This window comes from Curtobacterium citri (assembly GCF_030362955.1).
Taxonomy (GTDB): Bacteria; Actinomycetota; Actinomycetes; order Actinomycetales; family Microbacteriaceae; genus Curtobacterium; species Curtobacterium citri.
Genome location: NZ_JAUCML010000005.1, coordinates 196,153 through 215,147, shown reverse-complemented (window position 1 = coordinate 215,147; position 18,995 = coordinate 196,153). Strand labels below are relative to the sequence as shown.

General features: G+C 71.9%; 18 protein-coding genes and 1 tRNA gene. 16 read left to right on the top strand and 3 right to left on the bottom strand.

Features of this window, described 5'->3' with window-relative positions:
• Positions 1-94: 94 nt before the first annotated feature.
• Positions 95-166: transfer RNA gene (locus QUG92_RS09815), tRNA-Arg, on the bottom strand.
• A gap of 134 nt (positions 167-300) precedes the next feature.
• Positions 301-870, bottom strand: a complete 570-nt coding sequence (locus tag QUG92_RS09810) for a hypothetical protein (RefSeq protein ID WP_289458871.1) — start codon at positions 868-870, stop codon at positions 301-303.
• 72 nt (positions 871-942) lie between these two features.
• Here QUG92_RS09810 and argS point away from each other — a divergent pair, with 72 nt between their 5' ends.
• From argS to prmC, 9 genes are all read left to right on the top strand, one after another.
• Positions 943-2,613: an arginine--tRNA ligase gene (argS, locus tag QUG92_RS09805; protein ID WP_289458870.1), complete on the top strand. Its 1,671-nt coding sequence runs from the start codon at positions 943-945 to the stop codon at positions 2,611-2,613.
• Between the two features lie 456 nt (positions 2,614-3,069).
• Positions 3,070-3,825, top strand: a complete 756-nt coding sequence (locus tag QUG92_RS09800) for a DUF2993 domain-containing protein (protein ID WP_182046849.1) — start codon at positions 3,070-3,072, stop codon at positions 3,823-3,825.
• Between the two features lie 56 nt (positions 3,826-3,881).
• Positions 3,882-5,291, top strand: coding sequence for a diaminopimelate decarboxylase (gene lysA, locus QUG92_RS09795; RefSeq protein WP_289458869.1), 1,410 nt, complete (start codon positions 3,882-3,884; stop codon positions 5,289-5,291).
• Between the two features lie 47 nt (positions 5,292-5,338).
• On the top strand, positions 5,339-6,658 hold the full coding sequence (locus QUG92_RS09790) for a homoserine dehydrogenase (protein ID WP_289458868.1): 1,320 nt from the start codon (positions 5,339-5,341) through the stop codon (positions 6,656-6,658).
• Positions 6,659-6,705: 47 nt separating this feature from the next.
• Entirely contained in the window at positions 6,706-7,785 is a 1,080-nt protein-coding gene (thrC, locus tag QUG92_RS09785) for a threonine synthase (RefSeq protein ID WP_182046847.1), read from the top strand.
• A 32-nt stretch (positions 7,786-7,817) separates the two neighbouring features.
• The gene (thrB, locus tag QUG92_RS09780; RefSeq protein ID WP_289458937.1) at positions 7,818-8,774 is read left to right on the top strand and encodes a homoserine kinase; all 957 of its coding nucleotides are present in this window, start codon (positions 7,818-7,820) and stop codon (positions 8,772-8,774) included.
• A gap of 178 nt (positions 8,775-8,952) precedes the next feature.
• Entirely contained in the window at positions 8,953-11,190 is a 2,238-nt protein-coding gene (rho, locus tag QUG92_RS09775) for a transcription termination factor Rho (RefSeq protein WP_289458867.1), read from the top strand.
• Between the two features lie 3 nt (positions 11,191-11,193).
• Positions 11,194-12,276 (top strand): peptide chain release factor 1, encoded by a 1,083-nt coding sequence (gene prfA, locus QUG92_RS09770; RefSeq protein ID WP_069710751.1) that lies wholly within the window; start codon positions 11,194-11,196, stop codon positions 12,274-12,276.
• Positions 12,277-12,296: 20 nt separating this feature from the next.
• Entirely contained in the window at positions 12,297-13,172 is an 876-nt protein-coding gene (gene prmC, locus QUG92_RS09765) for a peptide chain release factor N(5)-glutamine methyltransferase (RefSeq protein ID WP_434533045.1), read from the top strand.
• A gap of 42 nt (positions 13,173-13,214) precedes the next feature.
• Here prmC and QUG92_RS09760 read toward each other — a convergent pair whose 3' ends face one another.
• A complete protein-coding gene (locus QUG92_RS09760; protein WP_182046845.1) occupies positions 13,215-13,862 on the bottom strand; it encodes an HAD family hydrolase in 648 nt (215 codons plus the stop codon).
• A 37-nt stretch (positions 13,863-13,899) separates the two neighbouring features.
• Between QUG92_RS09760 and QUG92_RS09755 the strand changes: the two genes are divergently transcribed.
• The 7 genes from QUG92_RS09755 (at position 13,900) to QUG92_RS09725 (ending at position 18,922) form a co-directional block, all read left to right on the top strand.
• Positions 13,900-14,574 (top strand): L-threonylcarbamoyladenylate synthase, encoded by a 675-nt coding sequence (locus QUG92_RS09755; RefSeq protein WP_069710754.1) that lies wholly within the window; start codon positions 13,900-13,902, stop codon positions 14,572-14,574.
• A complete protein-coding gene (locus QUG92_RS09750) occupies positions 14,571-15,797 on the top strand; it encodes an MraY family glycosyltransferase (protein ID WP_069710755.1) in 1,227 nt (408 codons plus the stop codon). Before QUG92_RS09755 ends, QUG92_RS09750 begins: the two co-directional genes overlap by 4 nt.
• Positions 15,794-16,297: a Cg1360 family ATP-synthase-associated protein gene (locus QUG92_RS09745; RefSeq protein WP_083263595.1), complete on the top strand. Its 504-nt coding sequence runs from the start codon at positions 15,794-15,796 to the stop codon at positions 16,295-16,297. The genes QUG92_RS09750 and QUG92_RS09745 overlap by 4 nt, the downstream gene beginning before the upstream one ends.
• A gap of 179 nt (positions 16,298-16,476) precedes the next feature.
• Positions 16,477-17,262 (top strand): F0F1 ATP synthase subunit A, encoded by a 786-nt coding sequence (gene atpB / locus QUG92_RS09740; RefSeq protein ID WP_069710756.1) that lies wholly within the window; start codon positions 16,477-16,479, stop codon positions 17,260-17,262.
• A 62-nt stretch (positions 17,263-17,324) separates the two neighbouring features.
• Positions 17,325-17,561 carry an ATP synthase F0 subunit C gene (atpE, locus tag QUG92_RS09735; protein ID WP_027465781.1) on the top strand — a complete coding sequence of 79 codons (237 nt, stop codon included), beginning with the start codon at positions 17,325-17,327 and terminating at the stop codon, positions 17,559-17,561.
• A 9-nt stretch (positions 17,562-17,570) separates the two neighbouring features.
• Positions 17,571-18,125, top strand: a complete 555-nt coding sequence (locus QUG92_RS09730; RefSeq protein WP_066654628.1) for a F0F1 ATP synthase subunit B — start codon at positions 17,571-17,573, stop codon at positions 18,123-18,125.
• Positions 18,126-18,127: 2 nt separating this feature from the next.
• Positions 18,128-18,922, top strand: a complete 795-nt coding sequence (locus QUG92_RS09725; protein ID WP_182046844.1) for a F0F1 ATP synthase subunit delta — start codon at positions 18,128-18,130, stop codon at positions 18,920-18,922.
• The last annotated feature ends 73 nt before the right edge of the window (positions 18,923-18,995 follow it).

Sequence of the window (18,995 nt, the reverse complement as noted above, 5' to 3'; positions counted from 1 at the left end):
GCCGGGCTCGACCACGGGGGAGGGTCGCCGCACGCGACGTCGCGCGACGCGGACCGAGCGCAGCGAGGACCTCGTCCTGCGCGGGAGTTTCCTGTGCCCCCAGGAGGATTCGAACCTCCGCCCCTGCCTCCGGAGGGCAGTGCTCTATCCCCTGAGCTATGGGGGCTCGTGGGTGACACCAACCGTAGCAGGTCCGGTGACCCGGTCCCGACAGCGCGTGTCGCGCCCGTGTCGCGCGGACCGCCGGACGGGAGGCGCGGGGCGGGGTCGCGCCGCGCCTCCCGTCCGGCGGTGGCCGGCTCAGCCCGTCGGGCTCGCCGAGGCGGTCGGCTGCAGGACGGCGCGGACCGCGTCGACGACGGGCTGCGCCCCGCCCGGCTCCGTGAAGAGCGTCGACTCGGTGGTGATCCAGTACGGGTCGGGGAAGGCGTCCGCGCGGCCGACCCCGTCGGCGAGGGCGTAGTACCCCTCGACGCGGTAGGTCGGGACGGAGCCGCCGCGGTCGTACAGGGCGTCCTTCAGGGTGGTGAGCGACTTCTCAGGCAGGTGCGCGACCGCGAGCGTGACGGTGGTGCCCGGGTCGTCGGTGGCGACGAAGCGGCAGACCCGCCCGCGCTGGCGCTCGATCGTGGCCGCGGGCGTGCCCTTCCCCGGACGCCAGTCGGTGTCCTGCCGGAAGGTCTTCCCGTACACGGCCAGCGCCTCGGCGGGCAGCAGGTCGGCGCAGGACTGCCGCACGGCCGTGCCGATGGGCGTCGCCGTGGCGCTCGGGGCCGTGTCGCGGGCGCCGGTGCAGCCCGACAGGAGGGCGGACGCGGCGACGGTGAGGGCGGCGACGGTGATCGCCCGGGCACGGCTGCGGGTGGTCATCCGGACATGATGCTGCACGGCGACCGGCACCGGCCCGCGAGGCACCTGGGTGTCCCGGTAGACTCGACCCTCGTGACTCCTGCCGAACTCTCCGCCGCGTACCTGTCGATCCTGACCGGGATCGTCGAGCGACGAGGCGCGTCCGACACCGTGACGATCGGGGAGTCCCACGTGGCCCTCGAGCGTCCGAAGAACCGCGCGCACGGCGACTGGGCGTCGAACGCGGCCATGCAGCTCGCCAAGCGCCTCGGCACGAACCCGCGTGAGCTCGCGACCGAGATCGCGGGCGAGCTGACCGAGCTCGACGGCGTCGCCTCGGTCGACGTGGCCGGTCCCGGCTTCATCAACATCACGCTCGAAGCCGCCGCGGCCGGCGAGATCGCCCGCACGATCGTCGACCAGGCGCAGGCGTTCGGGCGTGGCGACCTCTACGACGGCGTCCGCATCGACCTCGAGTTCGTCTCCGCGAACCCGACCGGCCCGATCCACATGGGTGGCGTGCGCTGGGCGGCCGTGGGCGACAGCCTCGCCCGCGTGTTCGAGGCGCAAGGCGGCCTCGTCACCCGCGAGTACTACTTCAACGACCACGGCGCGCAGATCGACCGCTTCGCCCGGTCGCTGGTCGCCTCCGCGCTCGGCGAGCCCACCCCGGAGGACGGCTACGGCGGCGCCTACATCGCCGAGATCGCCGCGCGGGTGATCGCGACGCTGCCGGCCGGCACCGACGTCACGGACCTGCCGCGGGACGAGGCGCAGGAGCTGTTCCGCCGCGAGGGCGTCGACTTCATGTTCGCGGACATCAAGTCGTCGTTGCACGACTTCGGCGTCGACTTCGACGTGTTCTTCCACGAGAACTCGCTGCACGAGTCCAAGGCCGTCGAGCGCGCCATCGAGCGGCTGCAGTCCCTCGGCAAGATGTACGAGGCCGAGGGCGCGCTCTGGCTCCGCACGACCGACTTCGGCGACGACCGCGACCGGGTCGTGATCAAGTCCGACGGGCAGCCCGCGTACATCGCCGGTGACCTGGCGTACTACCTGGACAAGCGCGAGCGCGGCTTCGAGCGGAACCTCATCATGCTCGGCGCCGACCACCACGGCTACGTCGGCCGCATGATGGCGATGTGCGCGGCGTTCGGCGACGAGCCGGGCACGAACCTCGAGATCCTCATCGGGCAGATGGTCAACCTGCTCAAGGACGGCGAGCCGATGCGCATGTCGAAGCGCAACGGCACGATCGTCACGATGGAGGACCTCGTCGACGCCGTGGGTGTGGACGCCGGCCGGTACGCCCTCGTCCGGTTCGCCAGCGACACCGCGATCGACATCGACCTCGACCTGCTCACGAAGCGGACCAACGACAACCCGGTCTTCTACGTGCAGTACGCCCACGCCCGCACGCAGTCGGTCGCACGCAACGCCGCCGCCTCGGGCGTGGACCGTTCGGCGTTCGACGCGTCGCTGCTCACGCACGACACCGAGGGCGCGCTGCTCGGCGCCCTTGCGGAGTACCCGCGGGTGGTGCGCCAGGCTGCCGAGCTCCGCGAGCCGCACCGCATCGCGCGGTACATCGAGCAGCTCGCCGGGCTGTACCACCGCTGGTACGACGCCTGCCGCGTGACCCCGCTCGGCGACGAGGCCGTGACGGACCTGCACCGCACGCGCCTCTGGCTGAACGACGCCACCGGGCAGGTCGTCCGCAACGGCCTGACCCTCCTCGGGGTCACCGCACCCGAGCGCATGTAGCGCGGCGCGGCGCCCGCTGCGCCTGCACAACGACGAGCGCGTCGCGCCACGGAATTGCGTGGCGCGACGCGCTTCCCGTTGTTCGCGGGCGGCACGCGCCACGTCGCGGGGACGCGACCCTGCGGCGGCCGTGACGTGCGGGGCGGGCCGCACCCGCGCCTCCAGGCCGGGGCAGGGTCGCGCCCCGCGCCGCGGCGGCCTTCCGGGTACTTCCGGGCGTACCGAGTGGTTCCGGGCGTACCCGGCGGTTCCGCACGACCCGGTACGCCCGATCCCGCCAGGCATCGCGCGCGTCATGGGAAGGAACGGTCGGACGGGAGGCGCGTGGCGGTCCCGTCCCGCGCCTCCAGGCCGGAGCAGCGTCGCGTCCGCACCCCGCGCCGCCGCGCCCGCGCCCACCGGGCGCCCACCCCGCCCCCAGCCGGGCCGCGGGGAGCACCTGGCAGGGTGGGACGCATGTCCGCAGCCACCGAGCCCACCCGGAAGCGCCGTCGCTGGCCCGTCGTCCTCGTCGTCGTGGTGCTCGTGCTCGCCGTCCTCGCGGTGGTCGCCGAGTTCGTCCTGCGCGGCGTCGTCGACCGGATCATCGCGGACCAGGTCGAGCAGTCGCTGCCCGAGGGTGCGACCGGCGAGGTCACCGCGCACGCGGACGGCATCGTCATCCCGCAGCTGCTCGCCGGGACCCTGGCGGACGTGCACATCACCTCCGACCGCCTGACGGTGGACGGTGTGCCGCTCGCCGCCGACGTCACCGCGCGCGACGTGCCGGTCGACGGGCAGGGGGACGTGCACGACGTCGACGGGCACGTGACCCTCGCCGCGACGAGCGTGAAGGACCTGGCGAAGTACAGCCCGCTGTTCCAGCGACTCCGCCTGGTGGACGACGGCGTCGAGCTGTCCGGGTCGACCGCGGTGCTCGGGTACGACATCTCCTACGCGGCGACCGGCGCCGTCACCACGCAGTCCGACGGCCGCGGCGTCACGATCACCCCGCGGAACGTCCGCATCACCAACCCGGACCTCGGGCTCGGCGTCGACTCGATCCCCGGGGTCACCGACGTGCCGGTCCAGGTCTGCACCGCGCGGTTCCTGCCGGAGCAGCTGCGCATCCGCTCGCTCGACATCACCGCCCGGCAGGCGACCGTGCGCGTCACGGCCGGCACGCTGCCGCTCACCGAGCAGGGCCTCCGGACCGTGGGCAGCTGCGGCTGACCGGCGGGCGTAACACCGGCCGGGAGGCTCGTCCCGGCTCGCTAGGATCGGGTCCCGTGAGCGCCAACCCCCTTGCCCCGCCGCGGCTGCGGACGCCGGACGACGCCTCCGCGCTGACAGCGCGGATCTGGCCGGCCTCCGCGACGCGGACCGACGACGGCGAGCTCGTGGTCGGCGGCAACACCGCGTCCGCCCTCGTCGAGCAGTTCGGCTCGCCGCTCTACGTCGTCGACGAGCGCGACGTGCAGGGCCGCGCGGCCCGCGTGCGCACCGCCTTCACCGAGGCGTTCGAGCGCATCGGCACGCGGGCACACGTGTACTACGCGGCGAAGGCCTTCTTCACGACGCAGGTCGCCGCCTGGATGACGGAAGCGGGGCTGCGGCTCGACGTCTGCACGGCCGGTGAGCTCGCGGTCGCCCTCGCCGGCGGTGCCGACCCGGCGATGCTCGGCTTCCACGGCAACGACAAGTCCGACGCCGAGATCGCGCGTGCCGTCGAGGTCGGACTCGGCACGATCGTGCTCGACAGTCACGAGGAGATCGGCCGCGTCGCCCGTGCCGCCGCCGAGGCCGGCACGGTCCAGCGCGTGCGGATCCGCATCAACAGCGGCGTGCACGCGAGCACCCACGAGTACCTCGCCACCGCGCGCGAGGACCAGAAGTTCGGCATCCCGCTCTCCGAGGCGGTCGACGCGGCCGCCGCGGTGCGCGCCGAGCCCTCGCTGGCCTTCGTCGGGCTGCACTCGCACATCGGGTCGCAGATCTTCGACGAGTCCGGCTTCCGCGAGGCAGCGCGACGCCTGATGGACGTGCACGCCGAACTCGTGGCGTCCGGTCCGGTGCCGGAGCTCAACCTCGGCGGCGGCTGGGGCATCGACTACACCGAGGGGGACTCCGCGTTCGCGCCCGAGGACGTCGCCGAGGCCCTCGCGAGCATCGTCGCGGAGGCCTGCGCGGAGCGGGGGATCCCCGTCCCCGAGGTCGCCGTGGAGCCCGGTCGCTACATCGTCGGCCCGGCCGGGATCACGCTCTACCGCGTCGGCACGATCAAGCCGGTGGCCCTCGAGTCGGACGACGGGGTGTCGGCCACACGCACGTACGTCTCGGTCGACGGCGGCATGAGCGACAACGCACGCCCCGCCCTCTACGGCGCGGACTACACGGCGCGACTGGCGCGGACGTCGGACGCCGCACCGATCCTCACCCGCGTGGTCGGCAAGCACTGCGAGTCCGGGGACGTCGTCGTGCACGACGAGTACCTGCCGGGTGACGTGCACCGCGGTGACCTGCTCGCCGTGGCCGCGACCGGGGCCTACTGCTGGTCGCTCTCCAGCAACTACAACCACGTCGGTCGCCCGCCGGTCGTCGCGGTCGCCGACGGCACAGCCCGTATCCTCGTCCGTGGCGAGTCCATCGACGACCTGCTCGCCCGCGACACGGGGGTCGTCGCCGGCTCCGGCCGCTGACCCCGACCGAACCGGGCTGACACCCGACCCACAGGAATGCGCACCACATGATCGAATACCGCAACGTCCGCGTCGCGCTGCTCGGAGCCGGTTCCGTCGGTTCCCAGGTGGCCCGCCTGCTCCTCGAGCACGGTGACGAGCTGGCATCCCGTGCGGGCGCAGGGCTCGAGCTCGTCGGCATCGCGGTCCGCGACCTGGACGCCCCGCGCGACGTGGACCTGCCGAAGGACCTCTTCACGACGGACGCGCAGTCGCTCATCCTCGGGGCCGACATCGTCGTCGAGCTCATCGGTGGCATAGAGCCCGCTCGCACCCTCGTGCTGCAGGCGCTGCAGTCCGGCGCGGACGTCGTCACCGGCAACAAGGCGCTCCTCGCCACGCACGGCCCCGAGCTCTTCGCCGCGGCGGAGCAGGTCGGCGCGCAGCTCTACTACGAGGCCGCCGTCGCCGGTGCGATCCCGATCATCCGGCCGCTGCACGACTCGCTCGCGGGTGACCGCATCGAGCGCATCATGGGCATCGTCAACGGCACCACGAACTTCATCCTCGACCTGATGGACCGCGAGGGCTCGACCTTCGAGGCGGCCCTGGCGACCGCGACGGAGCTCGGGTACGCCGAGGCCAACCCGACCGCCGACGTCGAGGGCTACGACGCCGCGCAGAAGGCGGCCATCCTGGCCTCGCTCGCGTTCCACACCTCGGTGCCGCTGGCCGCCGTGCACCGCGAGGGCATCACCGACGTGACGATCGAGCAGGTGCGTGCCGCGCGCAAGGCCGGCTACGTCGTGAAGATCCTCGCGACCGCCGAGCGCCTGACCGACGCGGACGGCGTCGAGGGCGTCAGCGCCCGCGTGTACCCGGCGCTCGTGCCCGAGTCGCACCCGCTGGCGAGCGTGCACGGCGCGAAGAACGCCGTCTTCGTCGAGGCCGAGGCGGCCGGCGACCTCATGTTCTACGGCGCGGGTGCCGGCGGCGTCGAGACGGCGTCGGCCGTGCTGGGCGACCTGGTGTCCGCCGCGCGTCGGCACGTCATCGGCGGCCCCGGCATCGCGGAGTCGACCCAGTCCGCACTGCCCGTCTTCCCGATCGGCACCGTGCGGACCCGCTACCAGATCACGCTCCACGTGGCGGACGCCCCCGGCGTGCTCTCCACGGTCGCGGGCGTGCTGGCGAAGCACGGCGTGAGCGTGCAGACCGTCGAGCAGTCCGCCGCGACCGACCCGGGCGACGGCACGCCCGGCACCGCCACCCTCGTCATCGGCACGCACCTCGCCCGCGAGTCCGACCTGGCCGCCACGGTCGTCGCGCTCCGGAACGAGGACGTCGTCGTCGAGACCACCAGCGTCCTGCGGGTCGTCGGGGCCTGAGCCCCGGTCCGCGGAGCCCGAGCAACACACCGAACAAGGAGAGCCTGATGGCCCACCAGTGGCAGGGAGTCCTGCGCGAGTACGCCGACCGTCTCGACGTCACCGAGGCGACGCCCGTCGTCACCCTCGGCGAGGGCGGGACGCCGCTCATCCCGGCGCGACGCCTGTCGGAGCGCACCGGCGCGGACGTGTACGTCAAGTTCGAGGGCATGAACCCGACCGGGTCGTTCAAGGACCGCGGCATGACGATGGCTATCTCGAAGGCCGTCGAGCACGGCGCGAAGGCCGTCATCTGCGCCTCGACCGGCAACACGAGCGCCTCGGCCGCCGCCTACGCCACGCACGCGGGCATCACCGCGGCGGTGCTCGTGCCCGAGGGCAAGATCGCGATGGGCAAGCTCAGCCAGGCCGTCGCGCACGACGCGCAGCTGCTGCAGGTCCAGGGCAACTTCGACGACTGCCTCGACATCGCCCGTGATCTCGCGGCGAACTACCCGGTGCACCTCGTCAACTCGGTGAACAACGACCGCATCGAGGGCCAGAAGACCGCCGCGTTCGAGGTCGTCGACGTGCTCGGTGACGCGCCGGACTTCCACTTCCTGCCGGTCGGCAACGCGGGCAACTACACCGCGTACTCCCGCGGGTACCGCGAGGACGTCGCCGCGGGCCGGTCGACCCGGATGCCCCGCATGTTCGGCTTCCAGGCCGCCGGGTCCGCGCCGATCGTCTCCGGCGAGGTCGTCCGCCACCCGGACACCATCGCCTCGGCGATCCGGATCGGCAACCCGGCCTCGTGGCAGTACGCCCTCGACGCCCGCGAGGAGACCGACGGCTACTTCGGCGCGATCACCGACGAGGGCATCCTCGCCGCACACCGGATCCTGTCGGCCGAGGTCGGCGTCTTCGTCGAGCCGGCGTCGGCCATCGGTGTCGCCGGGCTGCTCGAGCGCGCGGACGCCGGTGTCGTGCCGAAGGGGGCGAAGGTCGTCATCACGGTGACCGGTCACGGCCTGAAGGACCCGCAGTGGGCCCTCCGCACGGCGGACGGCGGCGAGGTCGCCCCGACGAGCGTCCCGGTGGACACGAAGTCGGTGGCGGAGGTCCTCGGACTGGTCGGCCCCGCGTGAGCACCGACCGCTCGTCCGGACCGGGGGAGGGCATGACCGCCCGCAGTGCTGTACCGGCCGGACGGGCGGTCCGCGTGCGCGTCCCGGCGACCTCGGCGAACCTCGGCCCCGGGTTCGACTCGCTCGGCCTCGCGCTCTCCGTGTACGACGAGGTCGTCGTGCGCGTCCGGCCGGAGCCCGGCGCGACGGTGACCGTCGAGGGCGTCGGCGCCGGCGAGGTCGCCACGGACGACACCAACCTGGTCGTCCAGGCGGTCCGTCGCGGGCTCGCACACGCCGGGGTGGAGCAGCCCGGGCTCGACCTGCACGCCGTGAACGCCATCGCGCACGGCCGCGGGATGGGTTCGTCCGCGGCGGCCATCGTCGCCGGCCTGATGGCGGCGCGCGGCCTGCTCGAGGGGATCGTCGACCTCGACGCCTCGACGCTCCTCACCCTGGCCACCGAGATGGAGGGGCACCCGGACAACGTCGCGCCGGCGCTCTTCGGTGGCCTCACCATCGCCTGGATGACGGCCGACGGGCCCGCCGTCAAGCGACTGCTCGTCCACCGCGGTGTGTCGCCCGTCGTGTTCGTCCCCGCCTCGACGCTGTCGACGAAGCTCGCCCGCTCACTGCAGCCCGCGAGCGTGCCGCACGAGGACGCCGCGTTCAACGTGTCCCGCTCGGCCCTCCTCGTCGCGGCGCTCATCCAGAGCCCCGAGCTCCTGCTCGCGGCGACCGAGGACCGGCTGCACCAGTCGTACCGCGCGAGCGCGATGCCGGAGACCGACGCCCTGATCGCCCTCCTCCGTCAGCACGGGCTCGCCGCGGTGGTGTCCGGCGCCGGACCGAGCCTGCTCGTGCTCGGCAGCGACCCGTCGCAGCGCCTGACGGCCGCCGACCTCGTGCAGCGACACGCGCAGGGGGACTGGCGGGCGCTCATGCTGGCCGTGGACCTCGGTGGTGCTACAGTGGTGCCGCACTCGGCGCTCGAAGCCGATCCCGCGTAGGCGCAAGGAATCATCCGCCCTGGACTGATCCGCTGCTGGCGCAGGGTCCGGTGCGCGGGGGCACTCTCTTTCAGAACACCGAATCCCGGTCCGTCGTCTGAACGACGGACGCAGCGCATCCCAGCGCCGTGACGGTGGAAACTCTCCGCGTTCTGCGGTCCGAAAGGAAACACCGACCTTGACGAACGTCAACGACTCCACCGCGGTGGAGATCCCCAGCGACCTGCGCGCACTCCGCCTGCCGGAGCTCCAGCGCATCGCATCCTCGCTCGGCATCACCGGGCTCTCGAAGCTCCGCAAGGGCGACCTCATCGCGGCGATCGAGGACAAGCGCCCGGCAGGCGACGAGGCAGCGGCCCCCGGGGCAGCCGAAGCGCCCGCCGCCACGGAGCAGCCGACGCTGGCCGCCCCGGCGACGTCGCCGGCTGCTGAGGACGCCTCCGCACAGCCGGTCGAGACGGCGCAGCCCGCCGCCGAGCAGCAGCCCGACGCCCAGCAGCACGACGCCCAGCAGCCCGGCACCGAGCAGGCCGAGCAGCCTGCGCGCGGCCGCCGGTCGCGCCGTGCCTCGTCGAGCGGCACCGTCACCGCGGAGCCGACGTCGGCCGCCGAGCACACCAACCACGGCCACACCGGTACCGAGGACCTGCTCGCGGGCCTCGACCAGGTCCGTGCCGAGAAGGACGCGGCCGAGGCGGCGCAGAACGGCCGTCGTCGCGGCCGTCGCGGCGGACAGGACGCGGCCCAGCAGGCGCCCGAGCAGCAGCAGGACGACGCGCAGCAGCAGGACGCCGGCCAGGAGGCCCGTGTCGCCTCCGCCGAGCAGCCCACCTCCGCCCCGGAGCAGGGCGACCAGGGCGACCAGTCCGACCAGCAGGGCGAGGGCGGCTCCCGCCGCGGTCGTCGCAGCCGGGGTCGCGGTCGTGGTCGCGGGCAGAACGCCGACGGCACCGAGCAGCAGAACGGTGACCAGCAGGGCGGGCAGCAGCAGGCTGCCCAGCAGAAGCAGAACGGCAAGCAGGACGACCAGCGCTCCGGCGACGCCAAGCAGGACGACCGCCAGCAGAACGGTCAGCAGAAGCAGAACGGCCAGCAGAACGGCCAGCAGAACGGTCAGCAGCAGAACGGCCAGCAGAAGCAGAACGGTCAGCAGCAGGACGAGGCCGACACCGGTCGGGGCCGTCGTCAGCGCGACCGCAAGCGCGGTCGTGGTGGCCAGAACGACGAGTTCGAGCCGGAGATCACCGAGGACGACGTCCTCATCCCGATCGCGGGCATCCTCGACGTGCTCGACAACTACGCCTTCGTGCGCACCACCGGGTATCTGCCGGGCCCGAGCGACGTCTACGTCTCGCTCGGCCAGGTGAAGAAGTACCACCTGCGCAAGGGCGACGCGGTCGTCGGGTCGATCAAGCAGCCGCGGAACGACGAGCAGCAGGGCCGCCAGAAGTACAACGCCCTGGTCAAGGTCGACACCGTGAACGGCCAGACCGCCGAGGAGGCCGCCGCGCGCGTCGACTTCCAGGACCTCACCCCGCTGTACCCGAACGAGCGCCTGCGCCTCGAGACCGAGCCGCAGAAGCTGTCGACCCGCATCATCGACCTCGTGTCGCCGATCGGCAAGGGCCAGCGTGGTCTCATCGTGTCGCCCCCCAAGGCCGGCAAGACCGTCGTGCTGCAGGCGATCGCGAACGCCATCGCGAAGAACAACCCCGAGGCGCACCTCATGGTCGTGCTCGTGGACGAGCGGCCCGAAGAGGTCACCGACATGCAGCGCTCGGTGAAGGGCGAGGTCATCGCCTCGACCTTCGACCGTCCGGCCGAGGACCACACGACGGTCGCGGAGCTCGCCATCGAGCGTGCGAAGCGCCTCGTCGAGCTCGGACACGACGTCGTCGTGCTCCTCGACTCGATCACCCGTCTGGGCCGCGCATACAACCTGGCGACCCCGGCCTCGGGCCGCGTGCTCTCCGGCGGCGTGGACTCGGCGGCGCTGTACCCGCCGAAGCGCTTCTTCGGCGCCGCGCGCAACATCGAGGACGGCGGCTCGCTGACCATCCTCGCCACCGCGCTCGTCGAGACCGGGTCGAAGATGGACGAGGTGATCTTCGAGGAGTTCAAGGGCACCGGCAACATGGAGCTCCGCCTCAACCGGCACCTCGCTGACAAGCGGATCTTCCCGGCCGTGGACATCAACGCCTCCGGTACCCGGCGCGAGGAGCAGCTGCTCTCCGCGGACGAGGTCGCGATCACCTGGCGCCTGCGCCGGGCACTCGCGGGGCTCGACCCGCAGCAGGCGCTCGACGTCGTCCTCCGCAACCTCAAGGAGACGCAGTCGAACGTCGAGTTCCTGGTCCAGATCCAGAAGTCGGTGCCGGCGACCAACGGTCACCACGGCAACGGCCACCAGGAGTAACGCGTGTTCGAGTCGGTGGCAGGGCTGCTGGCGGAACACGAGGACCTGACGCAGCAGCTGTCGGACCCCGCGCTCCACGCCGATGCGGCCCGCGCGAAGAAGGTGAACCGGCGGTACGCCGAGCTCAACCAGATCAAGGCCGCGTACGAGGCCTGGCAGGCGGCGGGGGACGACCTCGCCGCCGCCCAGGAGCTCGCCCGCGAGGACGAGGCGTTCGCGGACGAGGTCCCGGCACTCCAGGAGCAGCTGTCGGAGCGCCAGGAGCGTCTCCGTCGACTGCTCATCCCGCGGGACCCGGACGACGGCCGCGACGTCATCATGGAGATCAAGGGCGGTGAGGGCGGCGAGGAGTCCGCACTCTTCGCGGCCGACCTCCTGCGCATGTACTCGCACTACGCCGAGACGAAGGGCTGGAAGGTCGAGCTCCTCGAGCGGACCGAGAGCGACCTCGGCGGCTACAAGGACGTGCAGGTCGCGATCAAGTCGAACGCGACCGACCCGTCCCAGGGCGTCTGGGCGCACCTGAAGTACGAGGGCGGCGTGCACCGCGTGCAGCGCGTGCCGGCCACCGAGTCGCAGGGGCGCATCCACACCTCGACCACCGGCGTGCTGGTGTTCCCCGAGGTGGACGAGCCCGAGGAGGTCCAGATCAACCAGAACGACCTCAAGATCGACGTCTACCGGTCCTCCGGTCCGGGCGGGCAGTCGGTCAACACGACCGACTCCGCCGTGCGCATCACCCACCTGCCCACGGGCATCACGGTGGCGATGCAGAACGAGAAGTCGCAGCTGCAGAACCGTGAGGCCGGCATGCGCGTCCTCCGGGCCCGCATCCTCGCGCGGCAGCAGGAGGAGCTCGACGCCATCGCCTCGGACGCGCGCAAGTCGCAGATCCGCGGCATGGACCGTTCGGAGCGCATCCGCACGTACAACTTCCCGGAGAACCGGATCGCGGACCACCGCACCGGGTACAAGGCGTACGACCTGGACCGCGTGATGAACGGTGCGCTCGAGCCCGTCGTGCAGTCCGCCATCTCGGCGGACGAAGAGGCTCGGCTCGCCGCCATCGGCGACCAGGACGCCTGACTGCCGGCCTGGAGGCACGCATCACGTCCGACACGCCCGTCCCGGCCGCCGCGGATCGCCTGCTCGAACAGGCGACCGCGGCGCTCGTCGCGTCCGGCGTCCCGACCCCACGAGTGGACGCCGAGCTGCTGCTCGCGTGGGCGACGGACACCTCCCGGGGCGCGGTGCAGGCCCGGGCGATGACCGGGGGAGCGATCGCCCCGGAGCACGTCGAGCGCTTCCGCCACGCGGTCGCCCGACGCGTCACCCGTGAACCGCTCCAGCACATCACGGGGCAGGCGTACTTCCGCGCGCTGACCCTGGCGGTCGGACCGGGCGTCTTCGTGCCCCGGCCCGAGACCGAGGGCGTCGTGCAGTTCGGCATCGACGCGCTCCGCGCGACCGCGGTGCCGTCGCCCGTGGCCGTCGACCTCGGCTCCGGCAGCGGGGCGATCGCGATCGCGATGGACACCGAGGTGCCGAACGCCGTGGTGTACGCGGTCGAGCGGTCGCCCGAGGCACTGCCGTGGACGCGGCGCAACGTGGACGCCCACGGTGGGACCGTTCGACTCGTCGAGGGCGACCTCGCGGACGCGCTGCCCGAGCTCGACGGCACGGTGTCGGTCGTCGTGTCGAACCCGCCGTACGTGCCGGACGACATGGTGCCCGTGGACCCGGAGGTCCGCGACCACGACCCGGCGCTCGCGCTGTACGGGGGAGCGGACGGCCTCGACGCCGTGCGGGCCCTCACCGAGACGGCCCGGCGGCTGCTCGTGCCGGGCGGCCTGCTCGTGATCGAGCACGCAGAGCAGCAGGGTGCCGGCGTGCGCGCGGTGCTGGCGCGCCGGGGGTTCCGGTCCCCGGAGACGCACGTCGACCTGACGGGACGCGACCGCACGACCACCGCGACCCGCTAGGCGGACGCTCGACGGGCCTCCCGTCCGGCCTGCCCGTGCCGCTCAGGCGGTGGTGACGCGCTCCTGGGCCGTGACGAAGGCACGCACCGCCCGGCGCAGGTCGGTGTGCTCCTCGACGAGGACCGCGTGGATGCCGACGCTCCTGGCCGCCTCGACGTTGACGGGCATGTCGTCGGCGAAGAACGCACGCTCGGCCGGCACGCCGTGGTGCGCGAGCGCCCGCTCGAACACCGCGGGCTCGGGCTTGCGCGCACCGAAGTTGCTCGTGGTGTCGAGGTGCTCGCCGAAGAGCGGGGGCAGCGACGGGGCCCAGCGACCGATCCACCGGCCGGCGAGCGGTCCGTTGTTCGTGAGCAGACCGACCCGACCGTGGTCGGCGGCGATGCGCACCGCTTCGATCCGCTCGGGCAGCTCCGTCATCGCGGCGCCGCGGATGCGGGCCCAGTCGGCCTCCGGCACCGCGCACCCCATCGCCTCGGTGAAGGCCGCGAGGTAGGCGTCGCCGTCGGGGAAGTGGCCCGCCTCCGCACGCGCCTCGTCGCCGCGGTCCCACCACCGACGCCGGATCTCCTCGAACGAGTGCCCGGTGTACTCGGCGAGGGCGGTCATCCGCACCCGCCAGTCGTAGCGGACGAGCACGTCGTCCATGTCGAAGAGGAACAGGAGTCGGGGCGCGGGCGTCTCGTTCACGATGCCACCCATTGTGGCGCACTATCATCGTCGAGTCATGGCCTCCCGATACGACTGCACCGACCCCGACGGGCTCCTGACCGGGATGCGGCTCGCTCGTGCCGCACTCGGACGGGGCGAGCTCGTCGTCGTCCCCACCGACACCGTCTACGGCGTCGCCGCGGACGCCTTCAGCGCGAGCGCCGTCCAGCGGCTGCTCGACGCGAAGGGCCGCACGCGGCAGTCGCCGCCGCCCGTGCTCATCCCGGGCCCGCCGACGCTCGAGGCGCTGGCGACGGACATCCCGCAGCAGGTCCGCGACCTCGTCGACGAGTTCTGGCCGGGCGGGCTGACCGTGATCCTGCGCGCCCAGCCGTCGCTCGACTGGGACCTGGGGGAGACCCGGGGCACCGTGGCGCTCCGGATGCCCGACTCGCGGATCGCGCTCGAACTCCTGCAGGAGGTCGGCCCGCTCGCGGTGTCGTCCGCCAACTCGACGGGCGACCCCGCGGCGATGGACGTCGACCAGGCGGAGGCCATGCTCGGCGACAGCGTGTCCGTCTACCTCGACGGCGGCCCGCTCCGACTGCACGACGGCCACGCGGCGTCCACCGGTTCCACGATCGTCGACGCCACCGGGCTGTCGACGGGCGGGAAGCTCCGCATCGTCCGGCACGGGGTGATCGCCGACGAGGACGTCGTCCGGGTCGTCGGAGCCGACCTCGTCACGTGAAGTACTACCTGCTCGCGGGGGCCATCGCGGCCGTCGTGAGCTTCGTGTGCAGCTGGGCGGTGTGGAAGCTCGGCCTGCGGTACGGCTGGTACCCGAAGGTCCGTGAGCGCGACGTGCACCGGACCCCGACGCCGCGGCTCGGCGGGATCGCGATGTACCTCGGCGTGATCGTCTCGTTGCTCGCGGCCTGGTTCCTCTTCCCCTCGATCGCCGGCACCGACTACTTCCGCCTGGTGTTCTCCGAACCGGGGCGGGTGCTGGCCGTGCTCGCCGGGGCAACGATCATCGTCGTCCTGGGGGTCGCGGACGACATCTGGGACCTCGACTGGATGACCAAGCTCGCCGGGCAGATCATCGCCGCGGGCATCCTCGCCTGGCAGGGCGTGGCGATCGTCTCGCTCCCGATCGGCAACACGCTGGGCGTCGGGTCGTCGTACATGAGCCTGATCTTCACCGTGCTCGCGGTGGTGCTCGTGATGAACGCGGTGAACTTCATCGACGGCCTCGACGGCCTGGTCGCCGGCGTCGCGATCATCGCGGGCGGGGTGTTCTTCCTCTACACGTTCTTCATCAACCGCGTGGTCGTGCAGACCGAGTTCTTCTTCAACCTGCCCTCGCTCCTGACGGCGGTGCTCGTCGGGGCCTGCTGCGGCTTCCTCGTCCTGAACTGGCACCCGGCGAAGCTCTTCATGGGCGACGCGGGCGCGCTGCTCGTCGGCTTCCTCATGGCTACGAGCGCGGTGTCGGTCACGGGCAACATCGACCCGGCCGTGATCCAGAGCCGCCAGGCGCTCCTGCCGGCGTTCATCCCGATCCTGCTGCCGTTCGCGATCCTCATCGTGCCGATCCTCGACTTCGGCCTCGCCGTCACCCGGCGCCTCAGCGCCGGCAAGTCGCCGTTCTCCGCGGACCGGAAGCACCTGCACCACCGGTTGCTCGACATGGGGCACTCGCACTTCCACGCGGTGCTCGTCTTCTACGCCTGGACCGCCACCGTCGCGGTCGGCTGCCTGCTGTTCCTCTTCGTCGAGTGGTACTGGGTCGTGACGGTCGTCGCCGTCGGGTTCACCGTCTGTGCCGTCGCGACCTTCGCCCCGCTGGGCCGCAAGCGCGCCGAGTTCGCCGCGCAGGCGGCCACCCGCTCGAACACCGTGGTCGACGCCAGCCTCGACCCCCTCGACCGCGCCGCCAACGACCGTACGATCCCTGGAGACCCCTCGTGACCGCACCGAACGCCCTCGACCACGTGCGGCCCGTGTTCCGCCGGATCCTCGTCTGGGCGGCCGTCCTGGCCGTCGCGCTGGCGGTCGTCGGGGGAGTCGTCGGGCTCGTCCTCGCGGGCACGCCCGGCCTCGCCGGCGGCCTGCTCGGCGCCGTCCTCAGCGTGGTGTTCCTCGGCCTGACCGCGGTGTCCGTGCTCGTGGCCCTCCGGGTGTCGAAGGGCCAGATGATCTCGGGCGCCTTCTTCGGCATCGTGATGGGCACCTGGCTGCTGAAGTTCGTGCTCTTCCTCGTGGTGCTCATCGCCCTGCGCGACCGCACGTGGGTCGACTTCCCGGTGCTCGCGGTCGTCATCATCGCCGGTGTCGTCGGGTCGCTCGTGATCGACGTCGTCGCGGTGGCGAAGGCCCGCATCCCGATCGGGGTCAGCCTGCCCGGCGACCCGGACCCGTCCGCGCCGAGCGGCTCCGGCGCCGCTGGGAACGACACCCCCCGGGCCTGAGAGCCCGAGAAGGCTCTCGCACCTGATAGGCTTCTGGTCGTCCGCGTCCGGAGCCTTGCTCGGGGCGGACGAGCCTCCACAACGTCCACCATCGCGTGCAACGTCTGCGCGCGCCGACACAGGAGACAGCGCTGCTATCCCACGCTCTTCCCCTGTCCCTCACCGCCGCGGGTAACGCCGTGGCGGCGGGGAGCAGCAAGGCCGCCGAATTCCATGGTCCGTCGATCAACGAGTTCTTCCCGGACCCGATCTTCTTCGCCGGGACCCCGATCGAGATGGACCGCATCGTCCTCATCCGCCTGTTCGCGGTGGCCGTGCTGCTCGTCTTCGCGTTCGTCGGGACGCGCGCGCTGAAGCTGGTCCCGAACCGCGGACAGGCCTTCATCGAGTACGCGTTCGACGTCGTCCGTCGCAACACCTTCGACAACCTGGGCGAGAAGGACGGCAAGCGCTTCCTGCCGCTCCTGGCGACGATCTTCTTCGGCGTGCTGTTCATGAACCTGACGGGTCTGATCCCGTTCATGAACATCGCCGGCACGAGCCGCATCGCCATGCCGTTGATCCTCGCGGTCGTCGCCTACGTCGCGTTCATCTACGCGGGCCTCCGCAAGCACCCGGGTACGTTCCTCCGGAACGCGCTCTTCCCGCCCGGTGTGCCGTGGTACCTCTACATCATCGTGACGCCGATCGAGCTGGTCTCGACCTTCGTGCTCCGTCCGGTGACGCTGACGCTGCGACTCCTCATGAACATGGTCGTCGGCCACCTCCTGCTGGTGCTGTTCTTCTCCGCCACCTGGTTCTTCTTCTTCGACGCCGACAGCCTCTTCAAGCTGTTCGGCATCGGGACCCTGGCGTTCGGCATCGCGTTCAGCTTCTTCGAGATCCTCGTCGCACTGCTCCAGGCGTACGTCTTCATGCTCCTGACCGCGGTGTACATCCAGCTCGCGCTGGCCGACGAGCACTGACCGACCCCTTCTGACCCCCATACGGCACGACATCCGTCGGGCCGCACTCGAAAGGAAAACACGTGGACGCAACGACCGTTCTCGCGGAGATCAACGGCAACATCGCGACGGTTGGCTACGGCCTCGCTGCGATCGGCCCGGCCATCGGCGTCGGCATCGTCGTCGGCAAGACGATCGAGTCCGTCGCTCGCCAGCCCGAGCTCCAGGGCCGTCTGACGACCCTCATGTACATCGGTATCGCCTTCACGGAGGCCCTGGCCTTCATCGGTATCGCGACGTACTTCATCTTCACCAACTAAGGCTTCTCGATGCAGACTGCACTCATCATCGCGGCGGAGGAGACCCACAATCCGCTGATCCCACCGGTGTACGACATCGTGTGGTCCGCGGTGGCCTTCGTCATCATCTTCCTCGTGATGTGGCGCGTCGTGACGCCGCGCATCACGAAGATGCTCGATGAGCGCACCGAGGCCATCGAGGGTGGCATCAAGAAGGCGGAGGCCGCTCAGGAGCAGGCCGCCGCTGCACTCGACGAGTACAACAAGCAGCTCGCCGACGCGCGTGCCGAGGCCTCGCGCATCCGTGAGCAGGCCCGTGCCGACGCGACCGCGATCGGCAACGAGGTCCGCGAGCAGGCGCAGGCCGATGCAGCACGCATCACCGCCAACGCCCAGGCGCAGATCGAGGCCGAGCGGCAGAGCGCGCTCCAGTCGCTGCGGAGCGAGGTGGGCACCCTCGCCCTCGACCTCGCCTCCGGTGTGATCGGCGAGTCCCTCCGGGACGACGCGAAGTCGGCTGCGGTCGTCGACCGCTTCATCGCCGACCTCGAGGCGTCCCAGGGCCAGCCGGCCGGGGAGCGCTGAGCATGCGGAGCGCCACGCGGTCCGCACTCTCGTCCACGCGGGCGGTCCTCGCTGACCTCGGCGGGTCGGTCGACCTCGCCACGGGCACCGAGATCCTCTCCGCCGGGCGTGCGATCGCCGGTTCCTCCCAGCTGCTCGGCCTGCTGGCGGACCCGACCGCGGACGTCGTCGGCAAGAAGGTCGTCATCGACCGCGTCTTCGCCGGCCAGTCCGAGGCGACGCGTGCGGTGCTGACCGCGGTGGCCGGCTCACGCTGGTCCTCGCCGTCGGACCTGCTCGCGGGTGTCGAGGACGCGGGCATCCGCGCCGTCGCCGGCACCGCGTCGTCGGAGACGTCGATCGAGGCCGAGCTGTTCTCCTTCGAGACCGCCGTCCGCTCGGACGCGGCCCTCGAACTGGCGCTGGGCACCAAGCTCGGCAGCCCGTCGGAGAAGGGTGCGCTCGTGCAGCGGCTCGTCGGCTCGAAGGTCTCGGCGCAGACCACCGCGATCCTGGAGCACCTCGTGCAGCAGCCCCGCGGCCGCCGCATCGGTGAGATCGTCCGCGACGCCTCGCGCATCGTGGCCGACCAGGCCGGCAAGCTCGTCGCCACGGTGACCACCGCGGCCCCGCTCTCGGACGGTCAGGCGGCTCGCGTCGCCCGCGGCATCAGCGAGCGGTACGGCAAGGACGTCAGCGTCAACCAGGTCGTCGACCCCGCGGTCGTCGGCGGGATGCGCGTGCAGGTCGGTGGCGACGTCATCGACGGCACGGTGTCCACGCGCCTGTCGGAGCTCCGGCTCCAGCTGGCCGGCTGAGCGTACCGTCGAAGCCGACCCCTCCAAGTCCACAACGGGAACTGTCCCTCACCGGGCAGCATCACCCTCTCGG